This is a genomic window from Exiguobacterium sp. RIT341 (genome assembly GCF_000632205.1).
GTDB lineage: Bacteria > Bacillota > Bacilli > Exiguobacteriales > Exiguobacteriaceae > Exiguobacterium_A.
The window spans coordinates 225,724-249,684 of the sequence record NZ_JFYW01000001.1 but is presented as its reverse complement, the minus strand read 5'-3'; the positions used below and the strand labels follow the sequence as shown (position 1 = coordinate 249,684).

The following is a 23,961-nucleotide window of genomic DNA, read 5'->3' as shown; positions in this document are numbered from 1 at the left end:
AGAAAGGAACACGGTATGCGTAAATCCGAACAAGGCTATACATTACTTTTCGTTCTTGTGACTTTAACAGTCCTGTCCGTTCTCGCTGTTGCGACGATCGGTATCAGCTTACAGTCGAATCGCTTAACTGAAATCCGTGAGACAGATATCGATGTCGAGACGACGACACAAAATGATCTTGATTTAGCAGTCGCCTCCCTGCAAAACATCGTCTCTAAGACGACCGGGACTTCACCAACGACTTCTTCTCAAGCATTGTTTGAGAATCTCGATAATTCTATCGTTTTACCCTTAAAATCAATTGTTCCGAACGTGACCGTCAAGTTGAATGAAACCGCATCAAACGTCCGGGTCAAAGCGTTTGATTTAACAGCGACAGTTTCAAAACAAAAAGGCGACCAGCCGACAATAAAAAAAACGTATCGACAACGTGTCTATTTATCTGCCATTCCTAGTTTTTTGTACTATACGTTAGGCTCAGATGATCAAGTCATCTTAAATGGTGCTCCCTTGATCGAAGGTAATATTTTTTCCCGCAACGCCCTGCAAGCAACTGCGACCCCGATATTCAAATACAATAATGAGGATGGTACCTTCACTAATACTAAAGCACTTCCCTACATCGCAGGTCAGGTACGCGTTTTCCAAGAGAAGACTCAGCCATTATTGAAGTGTGGGGATTACCTCGTGTGTGATAAAACGATTTTTGATCCGAAAGGTGCAACGGAGCTAGTATCAACGAAAGAAACATTAGTTCCGTTCGATTTCGACTATGCGTTGAACGATTTTTTGAAATTACCAGTGAATACGCCTTTTACGCAAGTGGCTTCTGCATTAAAAAATTCTTCAATTCCACAATCTATATTAACGGGACCATTTTTAACAGAACTTGATACGAAGCGACAAATGATCAGTCCAGCATTAAACACAGGCAATACTGTGACATTGACAGATGATCTTGTTCAAGAAACACTCGAACCTTTAATCATTAACGGAAATTTAACGATTTCTTCTTTGAACCCTTTGACCCAGCCGCTTGAGATCAAGCGTCCTCTCGTTGTTCTTGGCAACTTACTGATTCGAGGAAATGTTGGATTTGCAACGACGATTTATGCGACTGGAACGAGTCGTCTAGATGACGCAAACATTCAAGGGCTGACTTCAACTGCGAAACAAAATACATTGATTTTACTTAGTAAAGGAAATCTTGTCATTAACCGCGTCAATAAATTTTCGACGCCTCAGACGACTACACCTGATTTAAATGCGTTTCTATATAGTGACGACGATCAAAAAAATACGATTTATTCTGTTGGTTCGACGATGAATGTACGTGGAGGAATCTTCACGAAAGGAGAACTCGAAGTCAATGCTTACCGTGGGAAACTGAATTTACCTGAAAATGCGTTCCCTGCAAACGTGACGGAGCTCGAAAAACTGATGGTCGCCAACAAATCAACGGACTTTGAAGCATCCCGTCTACGTATGGCGTATGATGCGACGGTATTAAAAAATCCAACAGCCTTACTTCCACTCAATCGAGCAGTTCAATTGTATGTCGAAACACCAAAACGCGTTCAACCATAGCACACATAAAAAAGAGTCATTCGTCAGCGACGAACGACTCTTTTTTTGATTAAAATTTCGTTGCTCGGTATTGTTTAACAAGCTTTTTCACCTTGTTCTTTTCTACCGTTGCACCATTCTGTTGTAACATCACATACAAATCTTTTCGATTTTGTTTAACCGTTTCATAGACTGGTTGCTCTTTCCCACGATTCGGATCAGCTCCTGCTTGCAATAACAGTTTAATCGCTGCATCGTTTTGATCCAGTGTGGCATAAAAGAGTGGTGTATGTCCGAAGTCATCGATCCGATTGATTTCTTTTTTTGAAGCTTTTTTCACGAGAAGCGTATAGACATCAATCGATCGATTCACACTTGTCGCGACATGAAGGACCGACTGACCTTGCGCATTCAGTTGACTGATTTTTGCACCTTGTGCCAACCATTCAGCTACCGTACTACGCGGTGTGAATTGCGCTGCATAAAACCAGTTCGCTTTATTTTGGACGGTCTGTTCGTCAAGGAGAAGCTTCGCCTTGTCAAAGGCGAGTGTTTCTTGGAATCGACGAATGTAACGATTTTTCTCCTTTGTCGATAAAGAGGCATCCTTTAACGCTGTAGCAAGTCGTTCTGGCTTTTCCGAACGTAGTCCTTGTTCAAGTGCTGCGTGTTGATTCGCTTTTATGACGTATACCGCCCCCCCGATTCCAATGATAATTAAAATCAAGAGGACGGCAATGATTCGTTTGCGTTTCATATCTCGCGTCCCCACTTCTTAGTAAACATCTCCATCCAAGTCTGATGTTCCTGATTCAGAACCAATTGTTACCTTAAATGTCGTCGTTAGTGGTGTTTTTTGATTATCTTTCACGACTTCGAGCACCTCTTTATTCTCTTTTAATGCCGTTACCTTGATACGTGCCACACCTGGACGCAACGGTTGCAATGCTTGCCCTGTTGCATCAATTTTGACGTATTCCTTACCTTGAAGGACTTCCAAGCGATAGAATCGCTCCGTCGCCGTCACTGGGAACCAGCGCAGAACCGGTGATTTCTTATCATCTTTCATCGTCATCGCGATATCATCAGCTGTCAGATCGAGTGGGTTCTCGCGTACCCGTACGAGCGTCTTCGCGACTGTATCCGGGAAATCTGTCAATGTGAGTAACGCTTCGACCGGTCCATTTGGTGTACCGGATTTACCTGTGATCGTATAACCTGACGCCGTCTGTTTCAACTCAATCGCACCACTTACAGTCGAAGTCGTAAATGGTAATAGATAGCTTGGTTTAAACGTCGCTGTCACGTCTTGATTTGATCCGACCCACAGTTCCAGATTATTTGGGGAGACCGATAGTTCCGGTAACTTGACTTGGATCGTGTACTCTTGTGACTGAGCAAGATAAGTTGAGCTTCCGGCTGTTGCAGGTACAACCGCTTTAACCGTGACCATTCCTGGCGTCTTTCCTGTCAGCTCCAACGTATTTTTAGTTAAGCCATTCGTCGTCACACGAGAATCGTTCGTTACGATCCATTGAATCGGTGTGTTTCGTCCCGATACCATCGAAGCAATTCCGGACATTGATTTTGTCTCTCCCACATATAATGTATCCGGTATATTTCGAACGGTTAATCCTCCAAATACATCATTGATGACGAGTTCTGAAGTCGCTGTCAACTCTTTTCCGTTTCCGACTGGTACGACGAGTTTAATCTGTGTCGTTCCGACTTTTTTCGGTTTGATGACACCAGCTTCATCAATCGATGCGATTTCCGAATCCACAATCGACCATTTTAATGCGCCATATTGACTGCCTGAAGGATTAATTTCTGGCAAGACTTTATAAGATGGTGTCGTGATATCCATCTTAACGGATGGAATCTTCACACTTGTCGCAAAGGATGGTGTCAGTGCATAACCAATCGTCGGAAAAGCTTGTGGATCATTTGCGACGGTCGTCGATTTATCTTTCCCATTCTTTTTATCACGATATATATTTTTTATTGATGTCAACGTGTTGTCTTTTTTATCAAGTAAATGAACTCCTGCGGCATCTTTCGCACGTACTTTGACAGTAAACGTCACTTCCGATTGATTCGCGATCCATTCCCCTTTATGAACGCCTTCAATTGCCTCATCATATTCGATGTCCGGAAGATTTCCTTTGATCGTCTGACCGGTAATATTCGTCCCAGTCAGCCCCGTCGCCGATAATATTTCAAGGTTACTCGGGAATTGTTCGTTAAACAGAATGTTTTCCATCGTCACCGAGAACTGACCCATGATGTATCCATTGTTTCCGATGGCATCCTTTTGCATCATCGGAGACATTTTGACGGTATAGGTGATATCGGCTGTTTCCCCTTTTGGAATCGTTGCTGGATCAATCGAACGGGACAGGACGAATGGTGCGGATGCAGCCGGACGCACGACTTGGATGGTCCGTGTCTCAATCGTTTTTGCTCCCCGTTGATCTTCTGCTTCAATTCGGATCGTCACGCTCGTTTTTCCTTTAAGTTTCGATTCAAACGATTGACTGACGAATGAGTTGTTTTTCAACTTATTGTTTTCAAACACTTTCTCATCATCAATATAGATGCGCGTCTTCAACTCACGATCTTGTAGATCGTAGTCGTTTATTTGGTATGAGATTGCTAAAGGCTCATTTTCAAGATAACTTGATTTGTTATATGGTAAAAGACTTTTGATTAAAGGTTTATGATTCGCACCGATAAAGGCACGATACATCGTGTTGGTAAATAGATTCTGCTCCCCTACATTTGTAAAAGAAGAGGTATGTCCAGCACCTGAATATGTGATGTTTCCCTTGGTGTACATATAGTAGTGATTTCGAGCATCTCCTACCGTCCTACCAGTCTCCGTATTTGCTTCTGTTTCCTTGATATTATACCAAGGTATTAAATCTGGTTGTTCTAAATCAAGAGCAAAATATTGATTGTGTGTTTGCGCAATCGAAATCTCATTGTCTAACGCAAAAGGAAATGATGTCATTTGCCCTTCATTTTGTCGAATGGCTTTCGTGGATTTTTTAGGTGCTGCAAACCCCATATTTGTATAGTAGGTTTGACCCGATGCTGTAGCGTAGTCTGCTTCCCAGCGAGTTGGCGCATTTTTTACATTTGATCTAAAGATGGTATCGTGTGTCAACATGAGTCCCTGTCCCGTATTCGTAAATGACTTAACTTTATCAAATGCCAGGTCAGTAAGACTAGCAGTACCATAAGAATCTTGGAATCCGAAAATCAACATATCATATGAAGCATTTAAATCTTTTGAAGTTACTTCACTCGAAAATTTAGCTGAATCTATGACATTTAAATTAAAATTATAAAAATCATTTTTACTTAAATTTTCTCCTTTTAGATTATCTAGAAGAGAACCAGTTCCTCTCGTTCCAAGAACCTGAAGTACTTTTGCTTCAGCTAATTGATCTTTCATTAAAAAACTACCTGTCTTATAGTCTGACAATCCATTGCTTTTATTGATTCGAATCATCCACTGTCGTGGTCCTGTATAACTCGGAACGTCAAATGTATAGGTAAGTTTCCCATTAACTGCGGCTGGTAATTCATCAACTTTTTCTGATTCATCGAACTGATCATTACTGTCAAAATCGATATAAAGTGTCACTGTAGTATCAGTTATCGACTGATCAAGAGTATAACTAAACTCAATTGGTCGATTCGGAACCGCTATCGAACCGATAGACGACAATGTGTTACCTGCTTGCTTTACTGTCACATTCGAGATACGGGGACGCACATTGATTTTTTGCTTCAATGAGTTAATGACATCATTGATATTTTCGTAAGAAACAGTTGCTTGCGTCGACACATAGTTCTTCAAGACCTTTGAGAAATTACTTTGATCATGCGTGAAGATATCTTTATGCAGATACACTGGTAGCCCTTTTCGAACATATGCATTGAGGATTTCATTACTTTTTAGTCGTGTAATATCATTTTCGATTTTACTTGTATTATGGTTTCTTTTATCAAACTCAGATAATTTAATTGAATATTTCTCTTGATCATTACTATTGATTGAAGGATCAAAAACGATTGCATCAAACGCTCCATCTAACGGAAAACGTGAAGCGTTAAGTTCCTTGACGGTCATTTTCTTAACATCAAAACGCGCTGAATCAAGTCCGGTCAATAACGAAGTGATTTTGGTTCCCGGATCAATCCGATTCGTCGTTGACCATTCATCACGAATCTCTAAAATCTTAAACTTTTCACCCGTTGCGGCTTTTGAATGTGGCTCCTGTATATACGTAAAACTTGAAAAAATCAGTAAGGTAGCTAAGGCTAGACGGACCCACTGTTTCATCATTTATCGTCTCCTCATCATATCATTGAAATATGGGACTATACTCCCCCATTTCATTATAACGAGAGAATCAGGATTTTCCCTATTTTGTAAAAACGGAAGCGTAATAATGACGCACTTCACTGATGAAATAAAGTGATCCCGTCACGACGTATGTCCGGTCCATCTCTAATTGATCGAAGAACTCTTCGACCGTCGTTACATTAGCCCCGTCTTGTTTTAACTCATCGAGTGTCCTTGCTCGCGGGAAATCGAATGTCGTCTCGTAAATATCTGGTGTAACGTTGCTTAACTGCGCAAGCATCGCCGACCGGTCTTTGTCACGCAAAATCGAACAGAGCAACGTCACGGGTTTTGATTCTTCCTTTAACCGTTCAACAAGTGCTGTAATGCCTTCAGGGTTATGCGCACCATCGAGAATGATTCGTGGTTTGCGCGAGATGATTTCAAACCGACCTGGATGTTTTGCTTCTCGTAACCCTTTTCGGATCGCCGCTTTCGACCATCCGAGTCGTCGCGCACAGATGACGGCATTCGCCGCATTATGAACTTGATGATGGCCTTCGAGACCTAAGCGGGTCTCGGGAATCCCATCGTACGTTGCCCAAGTCCCCGTCTCTTTTAATCGATAACGGATGATGGCTTCCTGACTCCATTTCAACGTTGCATTTCGGTCGCCGCAATATGCCATCAACGGCACCGTCAGTTCTTCTTGCAGTTTTCCGGCGATGACCGGTGTCCCTTGTTTGATGATGCCGAACTTCTGTAAGGCGATCTCTTGGAGCGTATCTCCGAGAATCGCTTGATGATCGTGACCGATTGACGTGATGATTGCTGCGACCGGCTTTTTGAAGACGTTCGTTGAGTCATACAGTCCACCGAGACCGACCTCATAGATGACGAAATCCGGACGGATCTGATCAAAATAATAGAAAGCAAGTCCTGTCAATGCTTCGAACTCAGTGACCGTACCGAGTGCCGGATCGATGTGCCTGATGGCATCTTGAACCGCGATGGCAGCTGTAACGAGATCGTCTTCTGCGATCGGTACCCCATTCAACATGATCCGTTCCTCAAACTGAATGATGTACGGTGACGTAAATGTCCCGATTTGCAATCCTTCCGCAACCCCCATCTCACGCAAGAACGCGACCGTCGATCCTTTTCCGTTTGTTCCGGCGACATGAATCGTCGGAATCGCGTCCGGGTCAATCTGTAATTCCAGTAACATCGCTTGCATCCGTTCAAGACCTGGTTTGACGCCGAATGCTAGTAAGCTCGATAACCAATCCAATACATCTTCTCGCGTCCTCATGCTGTTCGCTCCTTTAAAAAAAGTGGCTCAAGGAGACTTGAGCCACTGCTGTAATTAGTGTGAGAGTTCGTTGATGCGTGCTTCGACAGCTTGACGTTTTTCCGTATAATCAAGTGCCTTCGCTTTTTCTTCATCAATGACATGTGCTGGTGCTTTGCCGACGAAGCCAGGGTTGTTGAGTTTTTTCTCGACCCGTTCGACTTCTTTCGTATACTTGACGAGTTCTTTATTCAAGCGCGCGATTTCTTCCTCGATGTTGATCAAGTCTGCGAGCGGGATGAACAATTCTGCTCCTGTTACGATCGCACTCATCGCTTTTTCTGGCGCTGGCATTTGCTCTTCAATCCGGAGTTCAGACGCGTTCGTGAACTTTTGCAAGTACGAGCTATTAGACGACAAGTCGTCTTGAACACGTGCGTCGTTCGTCGAGATGAACAATTGGATCTGTTTCGACATCGGTGCGTTCACTTCCGCGCGGATGTTACGAACCGAACGGATGACGTTCTGAACCGCTTCAAATGCTGGAACAGCTTCCGGGAAGTCGAGTGACGCCTCGCGTGTCGGCCATGCGGCACGTGTGATCGTCTCACCTTCATGCGGTAAGTGTTGCCAGATTTCTTCCGTGATGAACGGCATGAATGGATGCATCAAGCGCATGATCCGGTCGAGTGTATAGGCAAGAACCGAACGCGTCGTTTGTTTCGCTGCTTCGTCTTCTCCGTTGAGCGGCAACTTCGCCATCTCGATATACCAGTTACAGAAGTCTTCCCAGATGAAGTGATAGAGAATACGTCCTGCTTCACCAAACTCATATTTATCCGATAGACGTGTCACGTCATCGATCGTTGTCTGTAAACGTGTCAGGATCCACTTATCTGCGAGTGATTTCTCGCCTGTCAAATCGATCTGATCAAACGTTAGACCGTCCATGTTCATCAAGGCAAAACGGCTTGCGTTCCATAGTTTGTTCGAGAAGTTCCACGTTGCTTCAATCTTTTCCCAGTAGAAGCGGAGGTCGTTGCCTGGTGTCGATCCAGTCGTTAAGAACCAACGCAGTGAATCAGCACCGTATTTCTCGATGACATCCATCGGATCAATCCCGTTTCCGAGGGATTTCGACATTTTGCGTCCTTCCGAATCACGAATCAATCCGTGGATCAAGACGTCTTGGAATGGACGTTGTCCCGTGAATTCATACGATTGGAAGATCATCCGTGATACCCAGAAGGCGATGATGTCGTATCCCGTAACCAGTGTCGATGTCGGGAAGTATTTCTGATAATCCGCTGCGTCCGTATTCGGCCAACCCATCGTTGAGAACGGCCAAAGGGCTGAAGAGAACCATGTATCGAGAACATCGTTGTCTTGCTCCCAGTTCTCGATGTCTGCTGGTGCTTCCTTGCCAACGTATACTTCGCCTGTTTCTTTATGGTACCAAGCCGGAATGCGATGTCCCCACCACAGTTGACGGCTAACACACCAGTCACGGATATTTTCCATCCAGCGTACATATGTGTTTTCAAAGCGTTGCGGAACGAAGTTGACCTTGTCTGGTCCTTGTTGTTCCTCGAGTGCTTTTTGCGCGAGTGGTTCCATTTTGACGAACCATTGCAATGAGAGATACGGCTCGACGATTGCATCTGAACGTTCCGAGTGACCAACAGAGTGCAAGTGTGGTTCGATTTTGATTAGAACACCTTCTGCTTTTAAATCTTCAACGATTTGTTTCCGGCATTCGAAACGATCCATGCCTTCGTATTTACCTGCATTCTCGTTCATCGTTCCATCTTCATTCATGACGAGGACACGTGGTAATTCGTGGCGGTTACCGACTTCGAAGTCGTTCGGGTCGTGTGCAGGTGTAATCTTCACGACACCTGTACCGAACTCCATGTCGACATATTCATCCGCAACAATCGGAATCTCGCGACCAACAATTGGTAACGTGATCGTTTTTCCGACGAGGTGAGCGTAACGCTCATCCTTCGGGTTCACGGCAATCGCTGTATCACCAAGCATCGTCTCAGGACGTGTCGTCGCTAGTTCAACATGACCTGAACCGTCCGTCAGTGGATAGCTGAGGTGGTAAAACGCCCCTTCGATATCCTTGTAGATGACTTCGATATCCGAGATCGCTGTTTTCGTCGCTGGGTCCCAGTTAACGATGTATTCGCCACGATAGATCAAGCCTTTTTCGTAAAGTTTAACGAAGACTTCTTGAACTGCTTCTGACAACCCTTCGTCGAGCGTGAAGCGTTCACGCGAGTAATCGAGTCCAAGACCGAGTTTTGCCCATTGTGCACGAATCGTTGACGCATACTCTTCTTTCCATGCCCAAGATTGCTCGAGGAATTTCTCACGACCCATTTCAAGACGTGATTTCCCTTCTGCTCGCAGTTTTTGTTCGACTTTTGCTTGCGTCGCAATACCAGCATGGTCCATTCCCGGTAGATACAGGACGTCGAACCCTTGCATCCGTTTCATCCGCGTCAGCATATCTTGTAATGTTGTGTCCCAAGCGTGACCAAGGTGTAATTTACCTGTGACGTTCGGTGGTGGAATGACGATCGTGTACGGCTCTTTCTCCGGATCTTGATCAGCTTTAAAGTACTCTCCCTTTAACCAAAAGTCGTGCCATTTTTCTTCCGTTGCCTGCGGATCATATTTCGTTGGCATTGATAATTCCTGCATCCTGATCGCTCCCTTTTTGTCCATAATAAAAACGGCTTCTCTCGTCCTATGCTAAGGACGAAAGAAAGCCGTTGCTTTTTTCCGCGGTACCACCTTAGTTCATCCAACATCGGATGCCCTCGAGCCACGTAACGTGTGGAGGACGGATATCGCTCGTAAGACTCACGATACCAGCTCGTGGGGTGACCTTCCTCCTGTTCGTCCGTCACATCTTTCAGCCAAGGATGTGTTCTCTACGCCGGTACGAATACAGGATTACTCTTCCCGTCATCGCTGTTGCCATTTTCTTCTTTATTCATTTTAGCCGAGAGTTCAATCAATCGTCAAGAACTGCTTAACGATCGAACTCAACTTGGAGTTCCTTGAACGTCAATTCGACGGCTTCAATCGTCTGTTCGATATCTTCGTCCGTATGGGCAATCGAGAGGAAGAGACCTTCGAATTGTGATGGTGGTAAGAAGACACCACGCGCCGCCATCTTTTGATAATACGAACGGAACATCTCAAGGTTCGATGTTTTCGCTTTTTCAAAGTTCGTGACACGTTCATCCGTGAAGAAGACACCAAACATCGCACCCGCACGGTTCGTCGTCAGCGGAATGTTATATTTCGCCGCAGCATTCAGGTAGCCTTCAGACAGACGGCTCGCTTTCCGGTCGAACTCTTCATAGTGCTCGGGTTTCAATTGCGTCAGTGTCGCTAGACCCGCTGCCATCGCAAGTGGGTTCCCGGATAACGTACCTGCTTGATAAATTGGACCTTGTGGTGCGATCTGTTCCATGATGTCACGACGTCCGCCATAAGCACCGACTGGCATTCCGCCGCCGATGACTTTACCGAGACACGTGATATCCGGCGTGACACCGAAGTGTCCTTGCGCACAGTGGAATCCGACACGGAAACCGGTCATGACTTCGTCAAAAATCAATAACGCACCGTTTTCTGATGTGATTTCCCGTAAGCCTTCAAGGAATCCTGGTTCTGGTGGCACGAAGCCCATGTTCCCAGCAGCCGGTTCGACGATGACACCAGCGATATCGTCGCCGTGTTTTTCAAACGCGATCCGGACAGCGTCCAAATCGTTGTAAGGAACCGTCAGTGTCATGCTCGCAATTTGCGCCGGAACGCCTGGTGAATCTGGTAGTCCAAGTGTCGCGACACCTGAACCTGCTTTAATCAAGAGTGAGTCCCCATGACCGTGGTAACAGCCTTCGAACTTCAAGATTTTTGTCCGACCTGTATAGCCGCGTGCGAGACGAAGGGCAGCCATCGTCGCTTCTGTTCCTGAATTGACCATCCGGACGACTTCGACCGACGGTACACGACTGATGACGACTTCCGCCATCGCTGATTCGATTTCTGTTGGTGTCCCGTAACTCCAGCCACGCATCGCTTGTTCTTGAATCGCTGACGTGACGATTGGATCGGCATGACCGAGAATCATCGGTCCCCATGACAGGACGTAATCGATATACTCTTTTCCGTCGATATCATAGAGCTTTGATCCTTTCGCATGATCTGCGAAGATTGGTGTCATCCCGACCGATTTATAAGCACGGACTGGGCTGTTGACACCACCCGGCATGAGCGGGAGTGCCCGCTCGAACGCTTCTTTTGATTTTGAGTTCTGGTTAATTAAGCTCATTTCGACCCCTCCAGGTAACGACAAATGTCTTTTGCGAAATAGGTGATAATTAAATCAGCTCCTGCTCGTTTAAAGCCAAGCATCGTCTCAAGGACGATTCGTTCTTCGTCGATCCAGCCGTTCAGGGCTGCAGCTTTGACCATCGCATACTCACCTGATACGTTATACGCAACGATTGGTAGATCAATCCGCTCGCGCACATCACGAATGATGTCCATGAACGCAAGCGCAGGTTTGACGATCATGAAGTCAGCTCCTTGATCGACGTCCGCTGTTGCTTCTCGGAACGCTTCGCGACGGTTTGCTGGGTCCATTTGGTAGCCTTTCCGGTCGCCTTCTCCTGGTGCCGAGTTTGCCGCGTCACGGAATGGACCGTAATAAGCAGATGCATATTTAACGCCATAGCTCATGACCGGAATATGGCTGAAGCCGTTCTCGTCCAACCCTTGACGAATCGCTGCGACGAATCCGTCCATCATTGATGATGGAGCGATGACATCGGCACCCGCCTGAGCTTGTGAGATGGCTGTTTTGACGTGAAGCGGTAATGACGCATCATTATCGACCGTTCCGTCCGCGACGATTCCACAGTGACCTGTCGACGTATATTCACATAAGCATGTGTCGGCAATGACCGTTAGCTGCGGAGCAACTTTTTTGACGAGACGTGTTGCCTCTTGAACGATCCCGTGATCGTGAAACGCACCTGATCCTTGCTCGTCTTTTAAGTGGTCGTGCGGGACACCGAATAAGATGACAGATTCGATTCCGAGTGCGACGACTTCTTCAATCTCAGCCGTCAGATGATCGAGTGATAAGTTGAAGACGCCAGGCATCGAGCTGACTTCGCGTTTGATATCTTCGCCTTCAGCAACGAAAATCGGATAAATCAAATCCGATTTATGCAACTGGTTCTCGCGGACGAGTGACCGGAGTGATGCGGTATGACGTAAACGACGGTGACGTGCGTATTCTAATGTGTTCATGCTGATTCCTCCTCAATGATACGATCAATCATGCCGTCCACCGTGAATTCACGGGCGACATGAATCGGTTGAAGTCCGGCTGCTTTTGCTGCTTGCTCCGTGATCGTCCCGATGACGATGAAGGTCGTCTTCAGGTCTAGCGGAGCAATCGCTTCGACAGCGGAAGGACTCTGCAGTCCAATATAGGTGGCATTTCTGATAAGAGCTTCAGGTAGTCGACGGGTGACGGTTTCATAGGTGATGATATCCTCGATCGTATATCGATTCAGTTTTCGTAACTGATCGACCGGTGCTTGCCGCGATCGGTTCCCTCGCGCAAAAACGATATGATCGCCGTCAGACAAGTATGGTTCCAGTTCTGCGACGAGTGCGTCTCCTGTAAAGGTTGACGGACAAAAGTCGGCTGTTCGACCATACTTCGCAAGTGTATCTGCTGTCTTTCGTCCAACGACCGCGATACGCGTTTCTGCTAATTCAGGCAATGCATCAGCAACCCGGTGGACGCCATTCGGACTCGTCACGATGAGCCAATCAATTCCCTTCGGCAACGTAAACGAAACAGGTCGCGTTTCAATGACCGGATAATGCACTGACTCGATTGCGACGTCACGCAGTCGCGCCATCTGCTCGTTCGTCGGTGGTCGACTTCCCGTGAACAATACCTGCTTACAAGTCATCCGGAAGTGTTGCGAGAATCTCACGACCGCCCGAAGAAAGCAGACGTTCGGCAACGTCTTGACCGAGATGCATCGGGTCAAGACCTGATTCGCGCTCGATTAGAATTTGCTCCCCATCGACGGATCCGATGAATCCGACAAGTGTCGTTGACATGTCTTCGTTAATCGTCGCGAATCCACCAACAGGAACGTGACAGCTACCTTCGATGGCTGCTAGGAAAGCGCGTTCTGCGTATGCCACTTTTTCTGTCATCTGATCATGGATCAGGTGCAGGAGATCACGTACTTCTTGATCATGTTCGCGACATTCGATACCGAGGATTCCTTGACCGACAGCTGGAATCATGTCTTCTGTTGAAAGATATTCCGATACGACATCTTCAGACCAACCCATCCGTTTTAAACCAGCTGCTGCAAGCAGAATCCCGTCAAACGGACCATTTTTTAATTTATCAAGTCGTGTATCGATGTTCCCGCGAATCGATTCGATTTTTAAATCAGGGCGGAGTTTTAGCAATTGTGACCCACGACGTAAGCTGCTCGTGCCGACAACCGCACCTTCTGGCAAGGAAGCAAGACCTTCTCCTGTTTTCGTGATCAAGGCATCACGCGCATCGACACGTGCCGGTGTGGCACCGATGATGAGACCATCCGGTAGTTCAGACGGTAAATCCTTCATGCTGTGAACAGCAAAATCGATTTCTTCGTCAATCATCTGCTGTTCGATCTCTTTTACGAATAACCCTTTACCACCGACTTTTGAGAGCGTCACATCCAAAATGCGGTCTCCTTTTGTGATGATGTTCTTGATTTCGAACTCATACGGCGCGCCGGCTTGTTTCAACTGGTCAATGACCCATTTCGTCTGTGTCATCGCTAGCTTCGAGCTTCGCGATCCAACAATGATTTTTCGCATGCTAAAATCCCCCTGTACAATGATAAAGGGGCGGCACAAGTCCGCCCCATGCATTTTCTATTGTAACACAAATCGTACTTTGTTCACCGGTTCACAGCTTTTGCTGAAGGTGTCGTCTCTTCTGACGTCACGATTTCATCTTCGAGCCCATCAAACAAGTCTTCGTTTAATGCGAACGTATCCATGAACTGCGCAATCCGCTCATCAGCATCCGGTTTCGCTGCCGCATCTTTGATGTAAGATAGCGGTTCACGCAACAATTGATTGATGATGGATTTCATGTGTTTACCAATGACGGTTTTTTCACGTTTTGACATCTCCGGTAATTTCCGTTCCAAGCTTTGCATTGTCTCTTGTTGAATCCGCAATGCTTGGTCTCGTAATTCCGTGATGATCGGCACGACACCAAGTGTCGTCATCCACCCTTCGAACTCAGCGATTGCCGCTTCGATTCGTTGTTCGATTTTCGCCGCTTCCTTCATCCGTTCCGCCATGTTTTGCTGGACAATCGATGTCAGATCATCGACATCATATAAATGAACGCCTGGCAAGTCACCAACGGTCGGTTCGATGTCGCGCGGTACTGCGATGTCAATCAACAAGAATGGACGATCGTGACGGAACAGCTGTGCTGCTGCGATGTCTTCCCGTTTGATGATGGCACGTTTTGCACCTGTTGAAGAAATGACGATGTCTGCCCGAAGCAAACCGCACTGCATCTCGTTAATCGAATGCGCTGATCCCTCGAACCGATTCGCGACCTCTTCTGCTTTGGCGAGCGTCCGGTTAAAGACCGTGATGTCACGAGCTCCTGCTTCATATAAGTTGAGCGTCGTCAATTCGCCAGTTTCTCCCGCACCGATGACGACAATCGATTTATCTTCAAGCGATCCGAGTAACTGTTCGGCAAGCGTGACGGCAGCAGCACTGACAGAAACGGCATTTTCACCGATTCCAGTTTCTGCGTGAGCCCGTTTGGCGAGCGTGACCGCTTCTTTGAAGAGTTTGTTAAAGACCGTTCCTGTCGTTTCAAGCTTCTGTGCCATGAAGAAGCTTGTCTTGACCTGACCAAGGATTTGCGTTTCACCGACGATCATTGAATCAAGACCACTTGTCACGCGGAACAGATGTTTCATCGCATCGAATCCTTCATGGATGAAGAGATACGGCTCGAGCTCTTCCATCGTCAAACCAAACCAGTTTGCAAGGAAACGTTTTGTATAATACCGTCCTGTATGTGGCTGATCCGTCACGACGTACAGTTCCGTCCGGTTACATGTCGAGACGATGACACTTTCAAAGATACTTTTTTCATCGCGCAATGCGACGACCGCTCCCTTCATCTCATGCTCCCCAAATGAGACTTGTTCGCGTATTGATACAGGCGCTGTTTTGTTATTCAAGCCGACCACTACGATATGCATGCGCTCTACCCCTTACGTCCAAAGATTTCGTTCCGATCTATCTTTTCGTTCTCTATCCTACATTATAACCATTATAAAAAAGATTCCAATCAATTTATAAACTAAAATGAGTCGAAGTTGTGAAATCTTCTTCATTTTTTCTCTTCTTCTACCTTATCCCTCTCCCGTAAAAATCACAAACCCTCTGCTCCTAAAAAGAGCAGAGGGTTACACTTTACTTCAACGATTCAGGTGATACCGTCACGTCCGGTACATCGAGACGTTGCTGACGTAAACGATAAATCCGAGCGATGTTCTGAATGACGACTTTTGAGACCGCATAGGTCGGAACTGCCAAGATGACACCGATGATGCCACCGATTTTCCCGGCAACGAGCAAAACGATGATGATCGTCAAGGGATGGACCTTGAGTGTTTTTCCTTGAACGTAAGGAGAAATCAAGTTCGATTCGATTTGTTGCGCGACGACGATCGTGATGATCGCATAGACCGCTTTGATCGGATCATCAATGAATCCGACAATGACTGCCGGGACGGCACCGATGTAAGGTCCAAGATACGGGATGATGTTCGTCACCGTACAGAATAAGGCAAGTAATAACGCATATTGAATGTCAGCAATGAAAAAGCCGATCAAGGACATCACACCGACGCAGATTGAGACGATGACCTGTCCGTTGACGTAATGCTTCACTGTCACGTGCATGTCGTGCAGAATTTTACGCGTTTCCGTTTCGTAGCTACGCGGTAACAATTTCACGACGGAGTCAGGGAATTTATACCCGTCAAGCAACATATACACTAAGATGAACGGCACTAAGACGATGATTAAGACCGTCGAAGAGATGACACCGAAAATCGTTCCAACGGACGTCGAGACGGACTTGAAGACGGTACCGACATACGATGTCGCTTCATTCGTCCACTTATCAAATAAATCTGTATTCTCATGTACCCAGGTCGAGATAAAACGATTGTCCATCAGCTGATCGCGTAAATTTAACGTTTGATCACGCAATTCGATGACGAGCGTCGGAATGCTCGTTGCAAAATCTGTCACCTGCTCAACTAAGATCGGTCCGATTGAAGCGACGGCGATCGTCAGGATCGTGATGAAACCAAGTAAAACGATCAACACGGCAAGACCACGTTTCTTGACTCGTTTTTGCAACGCATCTACGATCCCAAGCGTGAAGTAATAGAAAATACCCGCAATAATGAGCGGTGGGAAGATCAATGCCAGCATGACTTTTATCGGCTGGAATAAAAATGAGATCTTTGTACCGACCCAGATGACAAGAAAAATCACTAATACCCAAATTAATGCTTTAAACCATTTGTTTCGTAACAAATCCACCTAGCATATCCTCCTCATACCTATTCGTCAGCCGACTTTTTCCTCGGTGACGTCTTCGAGACGTTGGCGCTCCATCTGTCCCCAGTTTCCTCGACCAGTCAAGAATTGAATCAATCCACCTAGTTTGAAGAAGACTAAAATCGGACGGTACCAGAACGACTCGGTCAAGGACCATAAATACAACCGAATCAATTCTTTGACGTTCTTGAATCGGTGCATCGTCCACTCTTCCAATAATACGGCACCTGCTGATAATAAGGAACCATAGAGTAAAGCGACGACCAATAAGACGATACCAAATTCAAAGTTAAGCGTCCCGACGAGCAGGTTGAGCGGAATGATGAAATATCCGATCAGTTCAACGATAGGTCCGAGTAATTCAATCAAAAAGAAATATAGCATCGAAACGCCACCAATAGAACCATACTTCGGATTACCGATCATGCGCTTATGGGTCCAGAGCGTCTCAGCTAGCCCACGGTGCCAACGTGTTCGTTGTGACCGTAACACTTCCATTGACTCCGGAGCTTGCGTCCAACAGACTGGTGCCGGAACGTACTCGATGCGTTTATCGAGTTTATTTTCCTTCATGTATCGGTGCAAACGAACGACAAGTTCCATGTCCTCGCCGACAAGTCCTTCCTTATATCCACCTGCCTGGACAACGATGTTCTTTTGGAACAGACCGAACGCACCAGAGACAATCAATAAGATGTTGAAACGGCTAAGTCCAAGGCGACCAAATAAGAATGCTCGGAAATATTCAATCATCTGCATCAAGACGATCCGTTGTTTTGGTGTCCGAATCTCGACGATTTCACCACCTTCAATCGTACAGCCATTGACGAGGAAGATTGAACCGCATGTCGCGACGACCTCTTCGTCGGACTCGACGATCGGTTTCATGACTTTTAATAGGGCATCCCGCTCTAAAATCGAATCCGCGTCAAGCGAGCAGAAATACGGATAACTGGAATGGTCGATACCGGCATTCAAGGCATCCGCCTTTCCACCATTCTCTTTATCGATAACGATCAAACGACTATCGATCCGCGAACGGTAGACTTGTTTGACCGGCTTCGAACCAATTAGAATCCTCGGATAGCGGATTTCCTTCTCCAGCTCATACGATCGGAACAATTCGTCCATCGTTCCGTCCTTTGAACCATCATTGATGACGATGACTTCATGCTCCGGATAGTCAAGTGCTAGCAAAGCTTGGACACTCGAGACGATCGTATATTCCTCATTGTACGCTGGTACAAGGATACTGACCGGCCGTGTATAGAGAGAGCGCATCAGTGGCAAGTAAGAGCTCTCTTTCCGACGGAAGCGTTGCCGTCGCACCATTTGAGCTGAAATCAGGTAAAGCATCGAATAGAACACGATGACGAGTAACATATAAATCAACACTGTCCATGAAAGGACTTCAATAATGGCTTGGATTGTCTCAGACGACATGATGTTTCATCTCCTTTGCCAACCGTTCTGTAGCTTTTTGACGCGCATAGCGGTCGGGGTGTGTACTTGATACCTTCGCCAATTGTTCGATCCCGCCACAAGCAAGCAGCGCATCAAAGGCAGCCGTCCGGACCCACCACGATCGACTACCGACAAACGGTAAGATCGCTGGTATCGCATCGGCTGGAACGACATGTTCTAGGAAACGAAGGGCAAGCATTTGCTCAACCCAACTTGATTCTTCTTCCAAGTAAGGCACATATAACTTCCAGTCCTCCTCAAGCCCGATTCGCGTGAGCGCACGAAGGGCACGTTTTCGGATTTCCGGATTTTCATCTGTCGTCTTGTCACGAACGAGTGCGATATAACGTGTCTCATCGCGATCAAAGATCAACTGAAGGATCGCTAACTTAAAGGACAGTGTCAATTCTTCAAACGCAGCCACCCATTCCTCTAAGTCTTGACTACGACCGACCGCAAGAATCGCACCGAAGAAACTAATCCAGTTTTCTTGCTTGGCGATGGCGATCGCATCTTGCGGTGATAGTGAGACGAGGGTCCGAACGATGACATCGCTCTCTTCTTTTTCAATCGTGTTTCCCCAACGCGCATGAATCATCGGTGCGACTGCTACCAAACGGAATTGAGAGACGGCCTCATAAGCGTTCAAGCGACGGTCAATCCGGCGATGCTTCAATTGTTGTTCGTAATAGGCATGCATATTAGCAGCGACAAAAGCTTGCACTCGTTCGAGATGTGCCGGTGTTGCTGTTAAGTTGGATAGTGCGAAGAGTTCAAGCTCAGCTAAATCCTCGTTTCCTTTTTGAACCGTCGGCATGTCCTGACGTTCACCTGTCGCATAGTCGTAGATGTCATCTCGAAAGACAAGTTGCCAATCGCTACGGGCATGCTCGCGGTTGGCACGTTTTCGTTTTTGAACGACGAGATAGACCAATGCTCCACCTTGTAAGAAAACGAGTACAACGATAAATACTAGAATCGCCTGCATCATCGGCCATCCTCAACTTTTCGGATCCACGCGCGGAATTCTTCGATTTTTAACGGAAGGGTCATAATGTAATCAACACCTCGGTCAATCGCAAGAACATGATCGCGTTCACGGTTGTACATCGAAATCATCATCGATTGGAACGGTGCGACACTCTGATGTTTTGCTCGCAGTAGTAATTCCAGCCCATCTGCTCGTGGTAATGCTGACGTAAACACGAGTAAGTACGGACGGGATGCTACGTACTCGTCAAGGAATGTCTCTGCTCGTTCGAATGTTACGAACCGTTCGAAGCGTTCCGTCAGTTCCCGTTCCATCATCCGACGGATATGCGGATCTTCCGTTACGACGACGACATCCGCGATATGATGGATTTTTTTATAACGCGCTAGCCGGTCAAGGACAAGCTCCCGCGATAGTGTCGCCGGTAGAATTTCTCGCGCATTTTCTAAACCATAGAAAGAAGTCTCTGTATTAAAATACACGACGGGAATTCGTTCCTCGATGACAGGTTCGCTTGCGAGAACGACATCGGCATAAGAAATGTCCGTCCGCACGCACCATCCCTCTTCAATCAATCCGTTGACCGCCTCCGGCATTTGTCCGACTGTGTGCACGAACAAGGTATTCGTCGACGATTGCCGGACGGTTTCTTCCGTCCATTCAATCGTCGAACTGACCTCACGATCTTGACTTGTTGATTCAAACGACTGATTGATTAATTTCCACATCTCTTCACGTCGCATTTAATTTCCTCCCTCAGTGAATGCTTTTTTCATCGTCCGATAGACAGGTTTCAGTTCTTCTCGCTGTTGCGGATTCGTCCACTCTGCCCAGTTGTAGAAACCACGATCTTTTTCAGGGATACGTGTCTCACCGACTTGACCTGTGACTTCGATTCCTTCCGTAATCATCTTCGCTTCTAATCCATCTTTCCAGAAGTCACCGATGATTTCATGTTTACTAGGGTCTCGCATATTCAAGACCATCCATGGAATACGGAGCTCTACGGTTGGTTTCGTGATATCTGAGATATCTGTCAAGATATCGTCTGGTTCTCCTTCATGTAGAACACCCGTGTCCCACTTTACGGCTGGTTTGACGATTTTTTTCGTCATCGGGTCGCGTCTTGCATAATCGAGCATTTGATAAATTGGAACGAACTTACCGCTGTCTTTTTGATCAGACGGTGGTTTTACCATCTCAAACGGCATCTTGAGACCATAGTGATAACGGAAGATATCATAACGAGCATCGACATCGATGCGCGCCTTCTGATCGATCGTCAGGCGATATTCCGCTCCTTCATCAAGCATCAACGGACCGACTTTCGTATTCCCATCGTTTGGTTTCGTCGATAGCGCAAGTGTCGTCGGCTCTGCTTTTTTCCGGTCGATACGCAAATAGAGATAGGCTTCGTCGGATGTCATATATATCGCTTGATCCTTATTTTCAGCGACTGGTGCATACCCTTTCCAATCATCCAATTTCCCGTCAATGACGATATCTGAACGCAGGAAACCAAGCATACCGAAATGTTGTTCGCTCGTCTGGACATTCGACCAACGGGGACGCGTATTGGCATCATCATAATCCATCGTGTTCCACGTCCGCTTGAACCATTCATCTTGCCAGATGAAGACGAGTCCACCGGCTGTTTTGACATCTTTAATGTCTTGATAGAGTTGTGCGACGAGTTCGCCTTGTTTCTTCTCACTGACATGCCCTTGATCGAAACCATTTGGTCCGAGGTGCGTCTTCCCGCGAGAACTCGGAATTCCGAATTCTGATACAAGTAGCGGCATATCATGATAATCCTTCATCTTCTTCAAGTAACGGGCATACGATTCAGATCCTTTGTCCGTTTTTTGACTGTACTCTTCCTTGATGAACGAAGGATAGTATGGATAGATGTGGTAAGACGCGAACAAGCCACCCGGGAAATCCTTCGTTGCTTTTAAGTGATTGAAATCAATGGAAACGAGGTCCTGTTCTTCCTCAATCTCTTTTGGGTGTTTCAACGGATCCGTCGTCGGCCAGTTCGTCGAACCGATTGGTCGTGTTGTGCCGTACTCTTTGATTTCGTGTGCAGTCGCCGTATCCATCCGACCTGCTAACCACGATTCGAAAGGAGACGCTTCTTTCGTCGTCGTTACGTATTGTCCTTCGAAACGTGTTCCTTTGTTCTTTTTATTTGTTTCAACGACAGCTTCCGGTAACCATTCGATTCCGAAGACGAATGCTGAAACGTATTGCGAGACGTCTGAAGTGTATGTTCCGGAAGCATGACCAACAACTTCTTTAACGACTGCGTTTCCATGAATGACATCAACCATTCGTTTTGCTTCCGTATCTGTCATCTTCATGAACTTTGGATCGAATGCATTTTTTAGTTCCTCGAACGGCTTCTCTTCGACCCACATGCCTTGCATGAGATAAATCGGTTGTTTCGCCTGTTCGTTGTAAGCTTTTAATGCATCGTAAAAAGCAGGAGGGTGCAACGTGTACACACGAATCGTATTGACCCCCATCGCTCCGATTTCCTTCAACCAACGATCATATTCGTTTCGGCTGATGGCATGTTCCCCAGGAAATGCACCTGGTCGACCAAGTCCAATGTTGACACCCTTAACGAAGTACGGCTTCCATTCACCATCTTGATACATCTCAAGTGTGTCCTGTCCTTCACGAGCTCGGGTCCGCAACTCTTGGTTACCGACCTTCGTTTTTGAAAGTGGTTTGACCTTCGCAGTTTGTGTCGAGATCCGTTTCGTATCCTCAAGAATCCGCGTCAGCGTCGGGGCGTAAATCTTCCAGAAGAACGCCGATTCACTTTCCGCACTATCGAGGATGAACTGTTTGCGGAACCAATCGAGACCACTGTATCGATAATAACGTGGGATATCCGCGACGTCCGTATAATCACCAGCAAAATAGTGACCACTTCCTTGCGTGACATACGCTGGAAACTCAAGCGGCAACTGGTATTTTCGAAGCATTGCTTGTGTCTGTTTCGAAGGGTTCCAAGAGAAATGCGCTTGTTGTTTCCCGCCATCTAGTTCAAGAATCTCGAACCAGTAGTTATAACGGACCTCATCTTTTGCATTCCCCTTATTTTGATCCCACTTGTAAAGTAAAGGAGTGTCATCATTGACGAAAAAAGCTTTTTCGGTCGAATCATTAATAAAAACATAACCCGGACCTGATAGTTTGAACTCTTTTTCTTTCGCTTGTGTTTTTAATTGAGCTACGACGTTTTTCTCAAGACCTTGCAGTTTTGTTAAATCTGGGAAAAATCGACCGATCCATCCTGTCCAAGCCGTCCCGAATAATTGTCGAAACGCATTGGACCGCTCGACTGACGTCGGACTTGCTGCTGTATTAAATTCCGCCACGACGGTTTTCCCTTGCGAAATCGCTTCAGTTGCGAGCTCGACGTCTTCTGTCGTCAAGCCACCACGATGTTCTTTTTTCCCGTTGACGTCATATGATTTTCCGTACGTATCCGTAAACAACAGCACATCTGCTTTAGAGGCTTGTCGTAACATTTTTTTACCTTGTGTACCATCATAACGGTTGATGTAGTCCGAATACGTATAATCTTGCCCTTGCGTATTTCGGATCTTTAAGTGATTCAATAACCACGTCGTTCCGGCATGCTCTCGCTCTTCCGTTCCGTTCGTGTAATCAAATAGCGCAATGTTTAATGTCTTTTCCTGCTTCAAGAACCAAATGGCAAATGGTGTCAGAACGAGTAAGACGACGATTGCGAACGTCCATTTATAACGCCTCATATTGGCATAGCCTCCCACTAGAACAATTTGTTCCTATCATTGTAACGTGAATCAAATGATGTTCATATAATGGAAATCAAAAATGTTGTAAGGAAATAATTAGATACTATTTTTAGATTACTTTAAACCCTCATAAAAAAAACGTTTTGTTCTCCTATTATAGGAGAACAAAACGTTTCATTTTTTACAGAAGACGATAAATCGCTTCCCATGCGGCATCGACGCCTTCTCCTGTCTCAGATGAGAAAGGAATTAAGGTATCTTGACCATCAAATTGCAATTTACGTTTGATTGCCGCGATATGTTTATCACGTTGACTCTTTTTGATTTTATCGAGTTTTGTCGCAACGACGATGACCGGTAGATCGTAATACTTCAAGAAATCGTACATCGTCACGTCATCCGCAGACGGATCATGTCGGATGTCGACGAGCTGTACGACACCTTTGAGGATTTCACGTTGTGTGAAGTACTTCTCCATCATCTTGCCCCACGCTTCACGCTCCGTCTTCGAGACTTTCGCATACCCGTAACCCGGTACATCGACGAACATGACTTCATCATTGATGTTAAAGAAGTTCAAAGTTTGCGTTTTACCTGGTTTCGAAGATGTCCGCGCGAGTGCTTTTCGCTGAACCAGTTTATTGATGAAAGAGGACTTTCCGACATTCGATCGCCCTGCGAGTGCCACTTCTGGCAACAATGGCTCCGGATAATGTTCCGGGTTTACGCCACTCGTAATAAAATCAGCTTTATAAATTTTCAT

Annotated in this window: 16 protein-coding genes and 1 other annotated feature; of the genes, 1 reads left to right on the top strand and 15 read right to left on the bottom strand. The window is 46.2% G+C overall.

Translation table 11 applies throughout. The features are described from left to right. The first annotated feature begins 15 nt into the window (after window positions 1-15). Complete coding sequence (locus tag BW42_RS01205; RefSeq protein WP_035406447.1) at window positions 16-1,587, top strand: hypothetical protein; 1,572 nt, start codon at window positions 16-18, stop codon at window positions 1,585-1,587. A gap of 49 nt (window positions 1,588-1,636) precedes the next feature. On the opposite strand, the gene BW42_RS01200 is transcribed toward BW42_RS01205, so the two are convergent. From BW42_RS01200 to yihA, 15 genes are all read right to left on the bottom strand, one after another. After that, window positions 1,637-2,323, bottom strand: a complete 687-nt coding sequence (locus tag BW42_RS01200) for an ankyrin repeat domain-containing protein (RefSeq protein WP_035406445.1) — start codon at window positions 2,321-2,323, stop codon at window positions 1,637-1,639. A gap of 18 nt (window positions 2,324-2,341) precedes the next feature. Further along, complete coding sequence (locus tag BW42_RS01195) at window positions 2,342-5,923, bottom strand: DUF5057 domain-containing protein (protein WP_231496833.1); 3,582 nt, start codon at window positions 5,921-5,923, stop codon at window positions 2,342-2,344. Between the two features lie 79 nt (window positions 5,924-6,002). Beyond that, window positions 6,003-7,235 (bottom strand): folylpolyglutamate synthase/dihydrofolate synthase family protein, encoded by a 1,233-nt coding sequence (locus tag BW42_RS01190; protein ID WP_035406443.1) that lies wholly within the window; start codon window positions 7,233-7,235, stop codon window positions 6,003-6,005. A 54-nt stretch (window positions 7,236-7,289) separates the two neighbouring features. Next, the gene (locus BW42_RS01185; RefSeq protein WP_035406439.1) at window positions 7,290-9,926 is read right to left on the bottom strand and encodes a valine--tRNA ligase; all 2,637 of its coding nucleotides are present in this window, start codon (window positions 9,924-9,926) and stop codon (window positions 7,290-7,292) included. 50 nt (window positions 9,927-9,976) lie between these two features. Further along, window positions 9,977-10,206 (bottom strand) — a binding site (T-box leader). Between the two features lie 54 nt (window positions 10,207-10,260). Continuing rightward, window positions 10,261-11,571 (bottom strand): glutamate-1-semialdehyde 2,1-aminomutase, encoded by a 1,311-nt coding sequence (gene hemL, locus BW42_RS01180; protein ID WP_035406436.1) that lies wholly within the window; start codon window positions 11,569-11,571, stop codon window positions 10,261-10,263. Further along, window positions 11,568-12,557 (bottom strand): porphobilinogen synthase, encoded by a 990-nt coding sequence (hemB, locus tag BW42_RS01175; RefSeq protein ID WP_035406433.1) that lies wholly within the window; start codon window positions 12,555-12,557, stop codon window positions 11,568-11,570. The genes hemL and hemB overlap by 4 nt, the downstream gene beginning before the upstream one ends. Then, window positions 12,554-13,258, bottom strand: coding sequence for a uroporphyrinogen-III synthase (locus BW42_RS01170; RefSeq protein ID WP_231496832.1), 705 nt, complete (start codon window positions 13,256-13,258; stop codon window positions 12,554-12,556). The genes hemB and BW42_RS01170 overlap by 4 nt, the downstream gene beginning before the upstream one ends. After that, entirely contained in the window at window positions 13,224-14,150 is a 927-nt protein-coding gene (gene hemC / locus BW42_RS01165; RefSeq protein ID WP_035406427.1) for a hydroxymethylbilane synthase, read from the bottom strand. Before hemC ends, BW42_RS01170 begins: the two co-directional genes overlap by 35 nt. A gap of 83 nt (window positions 14,151-14,233) precedes the next feature. Continuing rightward, window positions 14,234-15,574 carry a glutamyl-tRNA reductase gene (hemA, locus tag BW42_RS01160; protein ID WP_035406423.1) on the bottom strand — a complete coding sequence of 447 codons (1,341 nt, stop codon included), beginning with the start codon at window positions 15,572-15,574 and terminating at the stop codon, window positions 14,234-14,236. A gap of 214 nt (window positions 15,575-15,788) precedes the next feature. Then, window positions 15,789-16,931 (bottom strand): AI-2E family transporter, encoded by a 1,143-nt coding sequence (locus BW42_RS01155; protein ID WP_052018986.1) that lies wholly within the window; start codon window positions 16,929-16,931, stop codon window positions 15,789-15,791. Between the two features lie 27 nt (window positions 16,932-16,958). Beyond that, a complete protein-coding gene (locus BW42_RS01150; RefSeq protein WP_035406421.1) occupies window positions 16,959-18,392 on the bottom strand; it encodes a glycosyltransferase in 1,434 nt (477 codons plus the stop codon). After that, entirely contained in the window at window positions 18,382-19,401 is a 1,020-nt protein-coding gene (locus tag BW42_RS01145; RefSeq protein WP_035406418.1) for a HEAT repeat domain-containing protein, read from the bottom strand. The genes BW42_RS01150 and BW42_RS01145 overlap by 11 nt, the downstream gene beginning before the upstream one ends. Further along, entirely contained in the window at window positions 19,401-20,147 is a 747-nt protein-coding gene (locus BW42_RS01140; RefSeq protein ID WP_035406415.1) for a response regulator, read from the bottom strand. The genes BW42_RS01145 and BW42_RS01140 overlap by 1 nt, the downstream gene beginning before the upstream one ends. After that, on the bottom strand, window positions 20,148-23,195 hold the full coding sequence (locus BW42_RS01135; protein WP_035406412.1) for a hypothetical protein: 3,048 nt from the start codon (window positions 23,193-23,195) through the stop codon (window positions 20,148-20,150). 184 nt (window positions 23,196-23,379) lie between these two features. Continuing rightward, on the bottom strand, window positions 23,380-23,961 hold the full coding sequence (gene yihA / locus BW42_RS01130) for a ribosome biogenesis GTP-binding protein YihA/YsxC (RefSeq protein WP_023468975.1): 582 nt from the start codon (window positions 23,959-23,961) through the stop codon (window positions 23,380-23,382).

What these genes read in the sequence shown, in the direction of transcription:
- BW42_RS01200 (WP_035406445.1), bottom strand. Translation starts at nt 2,323, where the DNA reads ATGAAACGCAAACGAATCATTGCCGTCCTCTTGATTTTAATTATCATT.
- BW42_RS01145 (WP_035406418.1), bottom strand. Translation starts at nt 19,401, where the DNA reads ATGCAGGCGATTCTAGTATTTATCGTTGTACTCGTTTTCTTACAAGGT.
- BW42_RS01195 (WP_231496833.1), bottom strand. Translation starts at nt 5,923, where the DNA reads ATGATGAAACAGTGGGTCCGTCTAGCCTTAGCTACCTTACTGATTTTT.
- hemA (WP_035406423.1), bottom strand. Translation starts at nt 15,574, where the DNA reads ATGCATATCGTAGTGGTCGGCTTGAATAACAAAACAGCGCCTGTATCA.
- hemL (WP_035406436.1), bottom strand. Translation starts at nt 11,571, where the DNA reads ATGAGCTTAATTAACCAGAACTCAAAATCAAAAGAAGCGTTCGAGCGG.
- BW42_RS01205 (WP_035406447.1), top strand. Translation starts at nt 16, where the DNA reads ATGCGTAAATCCGAACAAGGCTATACATTACTTTTCGTTCTTGTGACT.
- hemB (WP_035406433.1), bottom strand. Translation starts at nt 12,557, where the DNA reads ATGAACACATTAGAATACGCACGTCACCGTCGTTTACGTCATACCGCA.
- BW42_RS01185 (WP_035406439.1), bottom strand. Translation starts at nt 9,926, where the DNA reads ATGCAGGAATTATCAATGCCAACGAAATATGATCCGCAGGCAACGGAA.
- BW42_RS01150 (WP_035406421.1), bottom strand. Translation starts at nt 18,392, where the DNA reads ATGTCGTCTGAGACAATCCAAGCCATTATTGAAGTCCTTTCATGGACA.
- hemC (WP_035406427.1), bottom strand. Translation starts at nt 14,150, where the DNA reads ATGCGAAAAATCATTGTTGGATCGCGAAGCTCGAAGCTAGCGATGACA.
- BW42_RS01135 (WP_035406412.1), bottom strand. Translation starts at nt 23,195, where the DNA reads ATGAGGCGTTATAAATGGACGTTCGCAATCGTCGTCTTACTCGTTCTG.
- BW42_RS01140 (WP_035406415.1), bottom strand. Translation starts at nt 20,147, where the DNA reads ATGCGACGTGAAGAGATGTGGAAATTAATCAATCAGTCGTTTGAATCA.
- yihA (WP_023468975.1), bottom strand. Translation starts at nt 23,961, where the DNA reads ATGAAAATTTATAAAGCTGATTTTATTACGAGTGGCGTAAACCCGGAA.
- BW42_RS01190 (WP_035406443.1), bottom strand. Translation starts at nt 7,235, where the DNA reads ATGAGGACGCGAGAAGATGTATTGGATTGGTTATCGAGCTTACTAGCA.